We start from the raw sequence: 17,499 nt of genomic DNA on the forward strand, positions 1-17,499 counted from the left end.
GAAAAAATAATCCTTGAAATTTTATTCTTTGTGCTCTATGCATTGAAATAAAATACACGTATAGAAAACAACAAAACCCCCAATTGTATACTCAACTGAGGCTAACATAACAAAAAACACTAAAGGAATCAGAATAAGCTAACTCCAGGAAACAGAATCACTCTTATCTTAAAAAATATCTATAAACCCTATACAACATCCATAACACAGATCTCTCTTCTTAAATTTAGCGCCTAAACCTTAATATAACGTAAATATGTCTTTTTAATGTCAATCACTCTAACCAAAAAATTTTTATAAAATGCACCAAACCCTAAACCAAAAAACTACAATCTCATTAATTGAAGAATTCTTAAAATGACTACTACCTCATCTCATGTTCTTCAATAACCCCTAAATGTGTCTTTTTGATGTCAAAAAAACATTTTTTATTATTGGAGGATTTCTTATGAAAAAATCATATCTTATCTTAAAAAGCGGTGATTTAAGGGGATATTCTTTTTCTCGTCGTTCACCTTTGTTGAAAGCTGCTTCATTAGGAACAGCTATGGCAGCGCTCCTATCGAGTGTTGCGCCTGTCGTTGCATCTAATTTTTCTCCAACAGAGCAGCAAACAACGATACAAAGTTCACAGAGTCTTAAGGGCACAGGTGTGATTTCCTTAAAAGCTCCTGAGAAAGCTTCAAAAAAATCTCGTGATTCTGTTTTTGCGAGTAATCGTTACTGTGGTATCGACAATATCGTTGTTTCTAATTCCTCTGATTCAAAGAAGATAATCAGTGAGGAAAGTTATGTAAATCTTCTCACACATCACAAATTTGATAATTGGTGCTCTCGTGGTTTTGGAGTTCAACAAGCCACTTGGACTGTTGATGGTAAAAATACAGTTCTTGATGTGTATGAGACACGTGTTTTGAATAATAGGTTGGGAGATGAATGGCTTCCGAGAAGTACGGAAGTTTGGATCGGTTCTGGGGCTGAAGCGGCAGGTGATTTTTCTATCGCTATAGGTCATAATGCTTATGCCGATGCAGCCCGCTCGATTGCTTTAGGTGCTGGAGCTCGTGTCGTTATAGAACGCTCGGTTGCTTTAGGTGCTGGATCTGAGGTTGGTGTAAGCGTAAAGCAACCAGGTTATGATCCTTGGACAGATAAGTTGTCGGTAAAAAGTAATCATATATGGAAATATAATGACGGGATAGTCTCTATTGCTGCTCCTGTTGCTCGTATACCAACCTCACGACTACTTACCGGAGTAGCAGCTGGGATACAGGATACTGATGCTGTGAATGTTGCTCAGCTGCAGGCTTTAAGACAATGGACAGTAATGATTGCGAAGAACGCTTCAACCTATTTAGGAGGTGGAGCGGACATTCTTAGTAATGAAACTCCAACTTATAAGATTCAAACTTCAGGTTATAGTGATGTAGGATCGGCATTTAAGGGTGTTGACAGCTCGATTAGTGATCTTTATTCAAAGATTGGGAATGTAGCAGGGAATAGCCTTGTACAGCAAGAAGGAGGGGGTAGCGGTCGTATCACGATAGGTTTGAAGACGGGTGGCACGGAAATTAATTTTATGAACCAAGTACTCCAAGGTCGTACGCTTTCTGGTTTGGCGGATGGAAAGCTTTCCGACAGTTCGACAGAAGCGGTTACAGGCAAACAGCTTTATAAAGTCCAAGGAGAAGTCGCAACGATTGCGAAGAATACCTCTGCCTATTTAGGAGGTGGAGCGGACATTCTTGGTGGGAAAGCTCCAACTTATAAGATTCGAGGTTCAAATCATCATGATGTCGGTTCAGCATTTGTTGGTGTTGATGGTTCGATTACAGATCTTTATTCAAAGATTGCGATTGTAGCAGGGAATACCCTTGTACAGCAAGAAGGAGGGGAGAGCAGTCTTATCGCGATAGGTTTGAAGACGGGTGGCACGGAAATTAATTTTATGAACCGAGCACGCCAAGGTCGGAGGCTTTCTGGTTTGGCGGATGGAGAACTTTCAGACAGTTCGACAGAAGCGGTTACAGGCAAACAGCTTTATGATGTTGATACCAAGCTCACTAAAACCACACAAGATGTTACAAAAGTCCGAGGTGATATTACGAAAATCCAAGGGGATGTTACGGAAGTTCAGGGGGGTATTACAAAAGTTCAAGGAGATGTCTCAACGATTGCGAATAATACCTCTGCCTATTTAGGAGGTGGAGCGGGCATTCTTTCTAATGTAGCGCCGACTTATAAGATTCAAGGTTCAAATCATCGTGATGTAGGATCGGCATTTAAGGGTGTTGATGGCTCGATTAGTGATCTTTATTCAAAGATTGCGAATGTAGCAGGGAATAGCCTTGTTGAGCAAGAAGAAGGGGAGAGCGGTCGTATCACGATAGGCTCGAAAGTTGGTGGAACAGCAATAGATCTTACGAATAAAGAAGGCCAAGGTCGGAGGCTTTCTGGTTTGGCGGATGGAAAGCTTTCCGACAGTTCGACAGAAGCGGTTACAGGCAAACAGCTTTATGATGTTGATACCAAGCTCACTAAAACCACACAAGATGTTACAAAAGTCCGAGGTGATATTACGAAAATCCAAGGGGATGTTACGAAAGTTCAGGGGGATGTTACAAAAGTCCAAGGAGAAGTCGCAACGATTGCGAAGAATACCTCTGCCTATTTAGGAGGTGGAGCGGACATTCTTGGTGGGAAAGCTCCAACTTATAAGATTCAAGGTTCAAATCATCGTGATGTAGGATCGGCATTTGTTGGCGTTGACGGCTCGATTAGTGATCTTTATTCAAAGATTGCGAGTGTAGCAGGGGATAGCCTTGTACAGCAAGAACAAGAAGAGAGTAGCAAAGGTCGTATCACGATAGGCTCGAAAGTTGGTGGAACAGCAATAGATCTTACGAATAAAGAAGGCCAAGGTCGGAGGCTTTCTGGTTTGGCGGATGGAAAGCTTTCCGACAGTTCGACAGAAGCGGTTACAGGCAAACAGCTTTATGATGTTGATACCAAGCTCACTAAAACCACACAAGATGTTACAAAAGTCCGAGGTGATATTACGAAAATCCAAGGGGATGTTACGAAAGTTCAAGGCGATGTTACGAAAGTCCAAGGAGAAGTGTCAACGATTGCGAAGAATGCTTCAGCCTATTTAGGAGGCGGAGCAGATATTCTTAGTGGTGAAGCTCCAACTTATAAGATTCAAGGTTCAAATCATCATGATGTCGGTTCAGCATTTGTTGGTGTTGATGGTTCGATTACAGATCTTTATTCAAAGATTGCGGGTGTAGCAGGGGGTAGTCTTGTTGAGCAAGAACAAGAAGAGAGTAGCAAAGGTCGTATTACGATAGGTTCGAAAGTTGGTGGCACGGAAATTAATTTATTGAATAATCAGTCAGTTGTACGTGTTCTCTCTGGTTTGGGTGATGGAGCTATTTCGGAAGGCTCGAACCATGCAGTTACTGGAAACCAACTTTACCTTACGAATAAGAAGGTCTCTGAATATTTAGGTGGTGGAGCAGGCTATGAAGATGGAGAATGGGTAGATCCTACTTTCACGATTAATGTGCTACAAGAAGATGGTTCTACAGAAGAGAAAGAATATAAGAATGTAGCGGATGCATTAAAAGATATTAGCAGCTCCTTCACGACGGTTGTAGAGACAAACCTAATTCAACAAGAAGAAAGTGAAGATGAAAGCGGTCGCATCCTGATAGGTTCGAAGGTTGGTGGTACGGAAGTTAATCTTACGAACAAAGACGGAGAAGGTCGTACGCTTTCTGGCTTGAAGGATGGAAAGCTTTCCGACAGTTCGACAGAAGCGGTTACTGGAAAGCAGCTTTATGAGGTTGATACTAAGCTAACTGAAAAAGTTTCTGATGTGAGCAAGAACGTAGCTGATCTTTCCACGAGTATGGATAAAGTTCAAGGCGATGTTACGAAAGTCCAAGGAGAAGTGTCAACGATTGCGAAGAATGCTTCAGCCCATTTAGGAGGCGGAGCAGATATTCTTAGTGGTGAAGCTCCAACTTATAAGATTCAAGGTTCAAATCATCATGATGTCGGTTCAGCATTTGTTGGTGTTGATGGTTCGATTACAGATCTTTATTCAAAGATTGCGGGTGTAGCAGGGGGTAGTCTTGTTGAGCAAGAACAAGAAGAGAGTAGCAAAGGTCGTATTACGATAGGTTCGAAAGTTGGTGGCACGGAAATTAATTTATTGAATAATCAGTCAGTTGTACGTGTTCTCTCTGGTTTGGGTGATGGAGCTATTTCGGAAGGCTCGAACCATGCAGTTACTGGAAACCAACTTTACCTTACGAATAAGAAGGTCTCTGAATATTTAGGTGGTGGAGCAGGCTATGAAGATGGAGAATGGGTAGATCCTACTTTCACGATTAATGTGCTACAAGAAGATGGTTCTACAGAAGAGAAAGAATATAAGAATGTAGCGGATGCATTAAAAGATATTAGCAGCTCCTTCACGACGGTTGTAGAGACAAACCTAATTCAACAAGAAGAAAGTGAAGATGAAAGCGGTCGCATCCTGATAGGTTCGAAGGTTGGTGGTACGGAAGTTAATCTTACGAACAAAGACGGAGAAGGTCGTACGCTTTCTGGCTTGAAGGATGGAAAGCTTTCCGACAGTTCGACAGAAGCGGTTACTGGAAAGCAGCTTTATGAGGTTGATACTAAGCTAACTGAAAAAGTTTCTGATGTGAGCAAGAACGTAGCTGATCTTTCCACGAGTATGGATAAAGTTCAAGGCGATGTTACGAAAGTCCAAGGAGAAGTGTCAACGATTGCGAAGAATGCTTCAGCCCATTTAGGAGGCGGAGCAGATATTCTTAGTGGTGAAGCTCCAACTTATAAGATTCAAGGTTCAAATCATCATGATGTCGGTTCAGCATTTGTTGGTGTTGATGGTTCGATTACAGATCTTTATTCAAAGATTGCGGGTGTAGCAGGGGGTAGTCTTGTTGAGCAAGAACAAGAAGAGAGTAGCAAAGGTCGTATTACGATAGGTTCGAAAGTTGGTGGCACGGAAATTAATTTATTGAATAATCAGTCAGTTGCACGTGTTCTCTCTGGTTTGGGTGATGGAGCTATTTCGGAAGGCTCGAACCATGCAGTTACTGGAAACCAACTTTACCTTACGAATAAGAAGGTCTCTGAATATTTAGGTGGTGGAGCAGGCTATGAAGATGGAGAATGGGTAGATCCTACTTTCACGATTAATGTGCTACAAGAAGATGGTTCTACAGAAGAGAAAGAATATAAGAATGTAGCGGATGCATTAAAAGATATTAGCAGCTCCTTCACGACAGTTGTAGAGACAAACCTAATTCAACAAGAAGAAAGTGAAGATGAAAGCGGTCGCATCCTGATAGGTTCGAAGGTTGGTGGTACGGAAGTTAATCTTACGAACAAAGACGGAGAAGGTCGTACGCTTTCTGGCTTGAAGGATGGAAAGCTTTCCGACAGTTCGACAGAAGCGGTTACTGGAAAGCAGCTTTATGAGGTTGATACCAAGCTTACTGAGACCACGCAAAATGTTACGAAAGTCCAAGGAGAAGTGTCAACGATTGCGAGGAATGCTTCAGCCTATTTAGGAGGCGGAGCAGATATTCTTGGTGGAGAAGCGCCGACTTATAAAGTCCAGGGCAATGATTACAATAATGTAGGATTAGCATTTGCAGGCGTTGATGATAGTCTTTCAGATATTTATAAAGAACTTTCGGGTGTTGGAAGTAAGAGCCTTGTACAACAAGAAGAAGGGGAGAGTGGTCGTATCACGATAGGTGCGAAGACGGGTGGCACGGAAATTAATTTATTGAATAATCAGTCAGTTGCACGTGTTCTCTCTGGTTTGGGTGATGGAGCTATTTCGGAAGGCTCGAACCATGCAGTTACTGGAAACCAACTTTACCTTACGAATAAGAAGGTCTCTGAATATTTAGGTGGTGGAGCAGGCTATGAAGATGGAGAATGGGTAGATCCTACTTTCACGATTAATGTGCTACAAGAAGATGGTTCTACAGAAGAGAAAGAATATAAGAATGTAGCGGATGCATTAAAAGATATTAGCAGCTCCTTCACGACAGTTGTAGAGACAAACCTAATTCAACAAGAAGAAAGTGAAGATGAAAGCGGTCGCATCCTGATAGGTTCGAAGGTTGGTGGTACGGAAGTTAATCTTACGAACAAAGACGGAGAAGGTCGTACGCTTTCTGGCTTGAAGGATGGAAAGCTTTCCGACAGTTCGACAGAAGCGGTTACTGGAAAGCAGCTTTATGAGGTTGATACTAAGCTAACTGAAAAAGTTTCTGATGTGAGCAAGAACGTAGCTGATCTTTCTACGAGTATGGATAAAGTTCAAGGCGATGTTACGAAAGTCCAAGGAGAAGTGTCAACGATTGCGAAGAATGCTTCAGCCCATTTAGGAGGCGGAGCAGATATTCTTAGTGGTGAAGCTCCAACTTATAAGATTCAAGGTTCAAATCATCATGATGTCGGTTCAGCATTTGTTGGTGTTGATGGTTCGATTACAGATCTTTATTCAAAGATTGCGGGTGTAGCAGGGGGTAGTCTTGTTGAGCAAGAACAAGAAGAGAGTAGCAAAGGTCGTATTACGATAGGTTCGAAAGTTGGTGGTACGGAAGTTAATTTTACGAACAAAGATGGAGAAGGTCGTACGCTTTCTGGCTTGAAGGATGGAAAGCTTTCCGACAGTTCGACAGAAGCGGTTACTGGAAAGCAGCTTTATGAGGTTGATACCAAGCTTACTGAGACCACGCAAAATGTTACGAAAGTCCAAGGAGAAGTGTCAACGATTGCGAGGAATGCTTCAGCCTATTTAGGAGGCGGAGCAGATATTCTTGGTGGAGAAGCGCCGACTTATAAAGTCCAGGGCAATGATTACAATAATGTAGGATTAGCATTTGCAGGCGTTGATGATAGTCTTTCAGATATTTATAAAGAACTTTCGGGTGTTGGAAGTAAGAGCCTTGTACAACAAGAAGAAGAGGAGAGTGGTCGTATCACGATAGGTGCGAAGACGGGTGGCACGGAAATTAATTTATTGAATAATCAGTCAGTTGCACGTGTTCTCTCTGGTTTGGGTGATGGAGCTATTTCGGAAGGCTCGAACCATGCAGTTACTGGAAACCAACTTTACCTTACGAATAAGAAGGTCTCTGAATATTTAGGTGGCGGAGCAGGCTATGAAGATGGAGAATGGGTAGACCCTACTTTCACGATTAATGTGCTACAAGAAGATGGTTCTACAGAAGAGAAAGAATATAAGAATGTAGCGGCTGCATTAAAGGATATTAGCAGCTCCTTCACGACGGTTGTAGAGACAAACCTAATTCAACAAGAAGAAAGTGAAGATGAGAGTGGCCGCATTACGATAGGTTCGAAGGTTGGTGGAACGGAAATTAATCTTACGAACCAAGATGGCGAAGGTCGGACGCTTTCTGGCTTGAAGGATGGAAAACTTTCCGACAGTTCGACAGAAGCGGTTACTGGAAAGCAGCTTTATGAGGTTGATACCAAGCTTACTAAGACCACGCAAAATGTTACGAAAGTCCAAGGAGAAGTGTCAACGATTGCGAAGAATGCTTCAGCCTATTTAGGAGGCGGAGCAGATATTCTTAGTGGTGAAGCTCCAACATATAAAGTCCAGAATACAGAGCATCATGATGTAGGCTCAGCGTTTGCTGGTGTTGATGGTTCGATTACAGATATTTATTCAAAGATTGCGAGTGTAGCAGGGGGTAGTCTTGTTGAGCAAGAACAAGAAGAGAGTGGCAATGGTCGCATCCTGATAGGTTCGAAAGTTGGTGGTACGGAGGTTAATTTTACGAACAAAGATGGAGAAGGTCGTACACTTTCTGGCTTGAAAGATGGAACGCTTTCCGACAGTTCGACTGAAGCAGTTACAGGCAAACAGCTTTATGAAGTTGATACCAAGCTTACTAAGACCACGCAAAATGTTACGAAAGTCCAAGGAGAAGTGTCAACGATTGCGAAGAATGCCTCATCCTATTTAGGAGGCGGAGCAGATATTCTTGGTGGAGAAGCGCCGACTTATAAAGTCCAGGGCAATGATTACAATAATGTAGGATCGGCATTTGCAGGCGTTGATGATAGTCTTTCAGATATTTATAAAGAACTTTCCGGTGTTGGAAGTAAGAGCCTTGTACAACAAGAAGAAGGGGAGAGCGGTCGTATCACGATAGGTTCGAAGGTTGGTGGCACGGAAATTAATTTATTGAATAATCAGTCAGTTGCACGTGTTCTTTCTGGTTTAGGTGATGGTGCTATTTCGGAAGGCTCGAACCAGGCAGTTACTGGAAACCAACTTTACCTTACGAATAAGAAGGTCTCTGAATATTTAGGTGGCGGAGCAGGCTATGAAGATGGAGAATGGGTAGACCCTACTTTCACGATTAATGTGCTACAAGAAGATGGTTCTACAGAAGAGAAAGAATATAAGAATGTAGCGGCTGCATTAAAGGATATTAGCAGCTCCTTCACGACGGTTGTAGAGACAAACCTAATTCAACAAGAAGAAAGTGAAGATGAGAGCGGTCGGATCACGATAGGTTCGAAGGTTGGTGGCACGAAAGTTGATCTTACGAACAAAGATGGCAAAGGTCGTACGCTTTCTGGCTTGAAAGATGGAACGCTTTCCGACAGCTCGACAGAAGCAGTTACAGGCAAACAGCTTTATGAGGTTGACACCAAGCTTACTGAAAAAGTTTCCGATGTGAGCAAGAACGTAGCTGATCTTTCCACGAGTATGGATAAAGTTCAAGGAGATGTTACAACGATTGCAAAGAATGCCTCATCCTATTTAGGAGGTGGATCGGATATTCTTGGAGGTATAGCACCAAGTTATAAAGTCCAGGGTAGTGATTACAGTAATGTAGGAGAAGCATTTGCAGGTGTTGATGGTAGTCTTTCAGATATTTACAAGGAACTTTCCGGTGTTGGAAGTAAGAGCCTTGTACAACAAGAAGAAGGGGAGAGCGGTCGTATCACGATAGGTTCGAAGACGGGTGGCACGAAAGTTGATCTTACGAACAAAGACGGCAAAGGTCGGACGCTTTCTGGCTTAACGGATGGAACGCTTTCCGACAGCTCGACAGAAGCAGTTACAGGCAAACAGCTTTATGAGGTTGACACCAAGCTTACTGAAAAAGTTTCCGATGTGAGCAAGAACGTAGCTGATCTTTCCACGAGTATGGATAAAGTTCAAGGAGATGTTACAACGATTGCAAAGAATGCCTCATCCTATTTAGGAGGTGGATCGGATATTCTTGGAGGTATAGCACCAAGTTATAAAGTCCAGGGTAGTGATTACAGTAATGTAGGAGAAGCATTTGCAGGTGTTGATGGTAGTCTTTCAGATATTTACAAGGAACTTTCCGGTGTTGGAAGTAAGAGCCTTGTACAACAAGAAGAAGGGGAGAGCGGTCGTATCACGATAGGTTCGAAGACGGGTGGCACGAAAGTTGATCTTACGAACAAAGACGGCAAAGGTCGGACGCTTTCTGGCTTAACGGATGGAACGCTTTCCGACAGCTCGACAGAAGCAGTTACAGGCAAACAGCTTTATGAGGTTGACACCAAGCTTACTGAAAAAGTTTCCGATGTGAGCAAGAACGTAGCTGATCTTTCCACGAGTATGGATAAAGTTCAAGGAGATGTTACAACGATTGCGAAGAATGCCTCATCCTATTTAGGAGGTGGATCGGATATTCTTGGAGGTATAGCACCAAGTTATAAAGTCCAGGGTAGTGATTACAGTAATGTAGGAGAAGCATTTGCAGGTGTTGATGGTAGTCTTTCAGATATTTACAAGGAACTTTCCGGTGTTGGAAGTAAGAGCCTTGTACAACAAGAAGAAGGGGAGAGCGGTCGTATCACGATAGGTTCGAAGACGGGTGGCACGAAAGTTGATCTTACGAACAAAGACGGCAAAGGTCGGACGCTTTCTGGCTTAACGGATGGCACGCTTTCCGACAGCTCGACAGAAGCAGTTACAGGCAAACAGCTTTATGAGGTTGACACCAAGCTTACTGAGAAAGTTTCTGATGTGAGCAAGAACGTAGCTGATCTTTCCACGAGTATGGATAAAGTTCAAGGAGATGTTACAACGATTGCGAAGAATGCCTCATCCTATTTAGGAGGTGGATCGGATATTCTTGGAGGTATAGCACCAAGTTATAAAGTCCAGGGTAGTGATTACAGTAATGTAGGAGAAGCATTTGCAGGTGTTGATGATAGCCTTTCAGATATTTATAAAGAACTTTCCGGTGTTGGAAGTAAGAGCCTTGTACAACAAGAAGAAGGGGAGAGCGGTCGTATCACGATAGGTTCGAAGACGGGTGGCACGAAAGTTGATCTTACGAACAAAGACGGCAAAGGTCGTACGCTTTCTGGCTTGAAGGATGGAGAACTTTCCGACAGTTCGACAGAAGCGGTTACAGGCAAACAGCTTTATGAGGTTGACACCAAGCTTACTGAGAAAGTTTCTGATGTGAGCAAGAACGTAGCTGATCTTTCCACGAGTATGGATAAAGTTCAAGGAGATGTTACAACGATTGCGAAGAATGCCTCATCCTATTTAGGAGGTGGATCGGATATTCTTGGAGGTATAGCACCAAGTTATAAAGTCCAGGGTAGTGATTACAGTAATGTAGGAGAAGCATTTGCAGGCGTTGATGATAGCCTTTCAGATATTTATAAAGAACTTTCCGGTGTTGGAAGTAAGAGCCTTGTACAACAAGAAGAAGGGGAGAGCGGTCGTATCACGATAGGTTCGAAGACGGGTGGCACGAAAGTTGATCTTACGAACAAAGACGGCAAAGGTCGTACGCTTTCTGGCTTAACGGATGGCACGCTTTCCGACAGCTCGACAGAAGCAGTTACAGGCAAACAGCTTTATGAGGTTGACACCAAGCTTACTGAGAAAGTTTCTGATGTGAGCAAGAACGTAGCTGATCTTTCCACGAGTATGGATAAAGTTCAAGGAGATGTTACAACGATTGCGAAGAATGCCTCATCCTATTTAGGAGGTGGATCGGATATTCTTGGAGGTATAGCACCAAGTTATAAAGTCCAGGGTAGTGATTACAGTAATGTAGGAGAAGCATTTACAGGCGTTGATGATAGTCTTTCAGATATTTATAAAGAACTTTCCGGTGTTGGAAGTAAGAGCCTTGTACAACAAGAAGAAGGGGAGAGCGGTCGTATCACGATAGGTTCGAAGACGGGTGGCACGAAAGTTGATCTTACGAACAAAGACGGCAAAGGTCGTACGCTTTCTGGCTTAACGGATGGAAAGCTTTCTGACAGCTCGACAGAAGCAGTTACAGGCAAACAGCTTTATGAGGTTGACACCAAGCTTACTGAGAAAGTTTCTGATGTGAGCAAGAACGTAGCTGATCTTTCCACAAGTATGGATAAAGTTCAAGGAGATGTTACAACGATTGCGAAGAATGCCTCATCCTATTTAGGAGGTGGATCGGATATTCTTGGAGGTATAGCACCAAGTTATAAAGTCCAGGGTAGTGATTACAGTAATGTAGGAGAAGCATTTGCAGGTGTTGATGATAGCCTTTCAGATATTTATAAAGAACTTTCCGGTGTTGGAAGTAAGAGCCTTGTACAACAAGAAGAAGGGGAGAGCGGTCGTATCACGATAGGTTCGAAGACGGGTGGCACGAAAGTTAATCTTACGAACAAAGACGGCAAAGGTCGTACGCTTTCTGGCTTGAAGGATGGAGAACTTTCCGACAGTTCGACAGAAGCGGTTACAGGCAAACAGCTTTATGAGGTTGACACCAAGCTTACTGAGAAAGTTTCTGATGTGAGCAAGAACGTAGCTGATCTTTCCACGAGTATGGATAAAGTTCAAGGAGATGTTACAACGATTGCGAAGAATGCCTCATCCTATTTAGGAGGTGGATCGGATATTCTTGGAGGTATAGCACCAAGTTATAAAGTCCAGGGTAGTGATTACAGTAATGTAGGAGAAGCATTTGCAGGTGTTGATGATAGCCTTTCAGATATTTATAAAGAACTTTCCGGTGTTGGAAGTAAGAGCCTTGTACAACAAGAAGAAGGGGAGAGCGGTCGTATCACGATAGGTTCGAAGACGGGTGGCACGAAAGTTGATCTTACGAACAAAGACGGCAAAGGTCGTACGCTTTCTGGCTTGAAGGATGGAGAACTTTCCGACAGTTCGACAGAAGCGGTTACAGGCAAACAGCTTTATGAGGTTGACACCAAGCTTACTGAGAAAGTTTCTGATGTGAGCAAGAACGTAGCTGATCTTTCCACGAGTATGGATAAAGTTCAAGGAGATGTTACAACGATTGCGAAGAATGCCTCATCCTATTTAGGAGGTGGATCGGATATTCTTGGAGGTATAGCACCAAGTTATAAAGTCCAGGGTAGTGATTACAGTAATGTAGGAGAAGCATTTGCAGGCGTTGATGATAGTCTTTCAGATATTTATAAAGAACTTTCCGGTGTTGGAAGTAAGAGCCTTGTACAACAAGAAGAAGGGGAGAGCGGTCGTATCACGATAGGTTCGAAGACGGGTGGCACGAAAGTTGATCTTACGAACAAAGACGGCAAAGGTCGTACGCTTTCTGGCTTAACGGATGGCACGCTTTCCGACAGCTCGACAGAAGCAGTTACAGGCAAACAGCTTTATGAGGTTGACACCAAGCTTACTGAGAAAGTTTCTGATGTGAGCAAGAACGTAGCTGATCTTTCCACGAGTATGGATAAAGTTCAAGGAGATGTTACAACGATTGCGAAGAATGCCTCATCCTATTTAGGAGGTGGATCGGATATTCTTGGAGGTATAGCACCAAGTTATAAAGTCCAGGGTAGTGATTACAGTAATGTAGGAGAAGCATTTACAGGCGTTGATGATAGTCTTTCAGATATTTATAAAGAACTTTCCGGTGTTGGAAGTAAGAGCCTTGTACAACAAGAAGAAGGGGAGAGCGGTCGTATCACGATAGGTTCGAAGACGGGTGGCACGAAAGTTGATCTTACGAACAAAGACGGCAAAGGTCGTACGCTTTCTGGCTTAACGGATGGAAAGCTTTCTGACAGCTCGACAGAAGCAGTTACAGGCAAACAGCTTTATGAGGTTGACACCAAGCTTACTGAGAAAGTTTCTGATGTGAGCAAGAACGTAGCTGATCTTTCCACAAGTATGGATAAAGTTCAAGGAGATGTTACAACGATTGCGAAGAATGCCTCATCCTATTTAGGAGGTGGATCGGATATTCTTGGAGGTATAGCACCAAGTTATAAAGTCCAGGGTAGTGATTACAGTAATGTAGGAGAAGCATTTGCAGGTGTTGATGATAGTCTTTCAGATATTTATAAGGAACTTTCCGGTGTTGGAAGTAAGAGCCTTGTACAACAAGAAGAAGGGGAGAGCGGTCGTATCACGATAGGTTCGAAGACGGGTGGCACGAAAGTTGATCTTACGAACAAAGACGGCAAAGGTCGTACGCTTTCTGGCTTAACGGATGGCACGCTTTCCGACAGCTCGACAGAAGCAGTTACAGGCAAACAGCTTTATGAGGTTGACACCAAGCTTACTGAGAAAGTTTCTGATGTGAGCAAGAACGTAGCTGATCTTTCCACGAGTATGGATAAAGTTCAAGGAGATGTTACAACGATTGCGAAGAATGCCTCATCCTATTTAGGAGGTGGATCGGATATTCTTGGAGGTATAGCACCAAGTTATAAAGTCCAGGGTAGTGATTACAGTAATGTAGGAGAAGCATTTACAGGCGTTGATGATAGTCTTTCAGATATTTATAAAGAACTTTCCGGTGTTGGAAGTAAGAGCCTTGTACAACAAGAAGAAGGGGAGAGCGGTCGTATCACGATAGGTTCGAAGACGGGTGGCACGAAAGTTGATCTTACGAACAAAGACGGCAAAGGTCGTACGCTTTCTGGCTTAACGGATGGAAAGCTTTCTGACAGCTCGACAGAAGCAGTTACAGGCAAACAGCTTTATGAGGTTGACACCAAGCTTACTGAGAAAGTTTCTGATGTGAGCAAGAACGTAGCTGATCTTTCCACAAGTATGGATAAAGTTCAAGGAGATGTTACAACGATTGCGAAGAATGCCTCATCCTATTTAGGAGGTGGATCGGATATTCTTGGAGGTATAGCACCAAGTTATAAAGTCCAGGGTAGTGATTACAGTAATGTAGGAGAAGCATTTGCAGGTGTTGATGATAGTCTTTCAGATATTTATAAGGAACTTTCCGGTGTTGGAAGTAAGAGCCTTGTACAACAAGAAGAAGGGGAGAGCGGTCGTATCACGATAGGTTCGAAGACGGGTGGCACGAAAGTTGATCTTACGAACAAAGACGGCAAAGGTCGTACGCTTTCTGGCTTGAAAGATGGAAAGCTTTCAGGTCGTTCAACTGAAGCAGTTACCGGGAAGCAGCTTTACAAGGTTGACACCAAGCTTACTGAAACCACGCAAAAAGTTTCTGATGTGAGCAAGAACGTAGCTGATCTTTCTACGAGTATGGATAAAGTTCAAGGAGATGTTACAACGATTGCGAAGAATGCCTCATCCTATTTAGGAGGTGGATCGGATATTCTTGGAGGTATAGCACCAAGTTATAAAGTCCAGGGTAGTGATTACAGTAATGTAGGAGAAGCATTTGCAGGTGTTGATGATAGCCTTTCAGATATTTATAAGGAACTTTCCGGTGTCGGAAGTAAGAGCCTTGTACAACAAGAAGAAGGGGAGAGTGGTCGTATCACGATAGGTGCGAAGACGGGTGGCACGAAAGTTGATCTTACGAACAAAGACGGCAAAGGTCGAACCCTTTCTGGCTTGAAAGATGGAAAGCTTTCAGGTCGTTCAACTGAAGCAGTTACCGGGAAGCAGCTTTACAAGGTTGACACCAAGCTAACTGAAACCACGCAAAAAGTTTCTGATGTGAGCAAGAACGTAGCTGATCTTTCTACGAGTATGGATAAAGTTCAAGGAGATGTTACAACGATTGCGAAGAATGCCTCATCCTATTTAGGAGGTGGAGCAGATATTCTTGGAGGTATAGCACCAAGTTATAAAGTCCAGGGTAGTGATTACAGTAATGTAGGAGAAGCATTTACAGGCGTTGATGATAGCCTTTCAGATATTTATAAAGAACTTTCCGGTGTTGGAAGTAAGAGCCTTGTACAACAAGAAGAAGGGGAGAGCGGTCGTATCACGATAGGTGCGAAGACGGGTGGCACGGAAATGAGTTTATTGAATAATCAGTCAGTTGCACGTGTTCTTTCTGGTTTAGGTGATGGTGCTATTTCGGAAGGCTCGAACCAGGCAGTTACTGGAAACCAACTTTACCTTACGAATAAGAAGGTCTCTGAATATTTTGGTGGCGGAGCAGGCTATGAAGATGGGGAATGGGTAGATCCTACTTTCACGATTAATGTGCTACAAGAAGATGGTTCTACAGAAGAGAAAGAATATAAGAATGTAGCGGCTGCATTAAAGGATATTAGCAGCTCCTTCACGACGGTTGTAGAGACGAACCTAATTCAACAAGAAGAAAGTGAAGATAAGAGTGGTCGTATCACGATAGGCTCGAAGACGGGTGGATCGGAAGTTAATCTTACAAACAAAGACGGAGAAGGTCGGACGCTTTCTGGCTTGAAGGATGGAAAGCTTTCAGACAGTTCGACAGAAGCAGTTACAGGCAAACAGCTTTATGAAGTTGACACCAAGCTAACTGAAACCACGCAAAAAGTTTCTGATGTGAGCAAGAACGTAGCTGATCTTTCTACGAGTATGGATAAAGTTCAAGGAGATGTTACAACGATTGCGAAGAATGCTTCATCCTATTTGGGAGGCGGATCGGATATTCTTGGAGGTATAGCGCCAAGTTATAAAGTCCAGGGTAGTGATTATAGTAATGTAGGTGAGGCCTTTGCTGGCGTTGACACAACATTGACAGAGATCCGTCAAGAAATGACTGAAAGTACTGAAAATGTTGCACAAAATAGCTTATTGTGGAGTGATAGTGAGCAGGCTTTTGTTGCACGTCATGGTAAAAAAGGACAAGAAAAAAATAGTAAACTTAAGTTTCTTCTTGATGGAGATATAGCAGAGGATTCGACTGAAGCGATCACAGGAGCACAGCTTTATAAAACAAACAAACGATTTGATGAAGCAAACATGCAACTTGCTGAATATTTAGGAGGGGGAGCTGGATATAAAGATGGTGTATGGACTGCTCCTACGTTTAATATTGTTCAATTTAATTTTGGTGGTAAAGCTAATGGACCGGAATACAAAGAGTATAATAGTGTAGCTGGTGCTTTTGATGGTGTTAATCAAAGTCTGAAAGATTTGAATAATCGTTTAGGTGATGTCGAAAATCAGACAGAACAGGCAAAAAATGATACGATAAAATGGGATGAGAATAAAGGTGCTTATAACGCAAAGCATAACGGTAAAGAAGCAACAATTACTGGTGTGAAAGATGGTGATGTAAGCGAAGGCTCTACTGAAGCAGTTACCGGGAATCAGCTTTGGAATACGAATCAAAAAGTTGATAAACTTGAAAATGAATTTAATGATTTTAAGAATGAAACTGGTCAGAAGGCAGAGGGAGCAGTTCAATATGATAAAGATAAGGATGGGAAGAAAACCAATAAAATTACGTTAGCAGGAGGCGATGCCAGTGCACCTGTTGTGATTGATAATGTTGGTGATGGTAAAGTTGAGAAAGATTCGAAAGAAGCTATTAATGGAGGTCAATTGTATGAGAAAATGGCAATTGTTCTCGATGATTCAAAGAAGTATACAGACGAGAAGGTGCAGGAAGCTAAAGATTACACTGATAAGAAGTTTGAGAGCCTGAATTATAATATTGAGGGCGTAAAAAAGGAAGCAAGACAAGCAGCAGCTATCGGTCTAGCAGCAGCTAATCTTCGTTATAATGAAACGCCTGGAAAACTAAGCGTTGCGGTTAGTAGCGGTTTATGGAGAAACCAATCTGCCTTTGCTTTTGGTGCTGGCTACACATCCGAAAACGGCAATATACGCTCTAATATTTCTATAACAAACTCAGGCACAAACTGGGGTATAGGTGGAGGTATACAATTTACACTTAATTAACCCCCTAAATAACAGCCAATTTCAAACAAAGAACTTTCGCTTTTATAATCAAAAGCGGAAGTTTTTTTTGGCAAAAAAAATATCCAAACACTTAAAAAAAACATAAAATCCAAAAAAATACTTGAGATCTAACCCTTTATGCTCTATATGACACGTAATGGCAATAACAATAGGCACAACAAAACCTACTGTTAATTTCTATAACTATAATTAAAATACACTCTGTTATTAAACCAAAAATCAACCAACCTCTTAAAAATAAACTCTATAAAACCACAATACAAACCACTAAAACAAAATTATGTCTT

General features: G+C 42.4%; 1 protein-coding gene. It reads left to right on the forward strand.

The window, feature by feature from the left end; all coding sequences use genetic code 11:
* The first annotated feature begins 448 nt into the window (after window positions 1-448).
* Window positions 449-17,191, forward strand: coding sequence for a YadA-like family protein (locus Bra60_RS07520; protein WP_236823950.1), 16,743 nt, complete (start codon window positions 449-451; stop codon window positions 17,189-17,191).
* Window positions 17,192-17,499: the final 308 nt, after the last annotated feature.

The organism is Bartonella sp. Raccoon60, from assembly GCF_002022585.1.
Taxonomy (GTDB): Bacteria; Pseudomonadota; Alphaproteobacteria; order Rhizobiales; family Rhizobiaceae; genus Bartonella; species Bartonella rochalimae.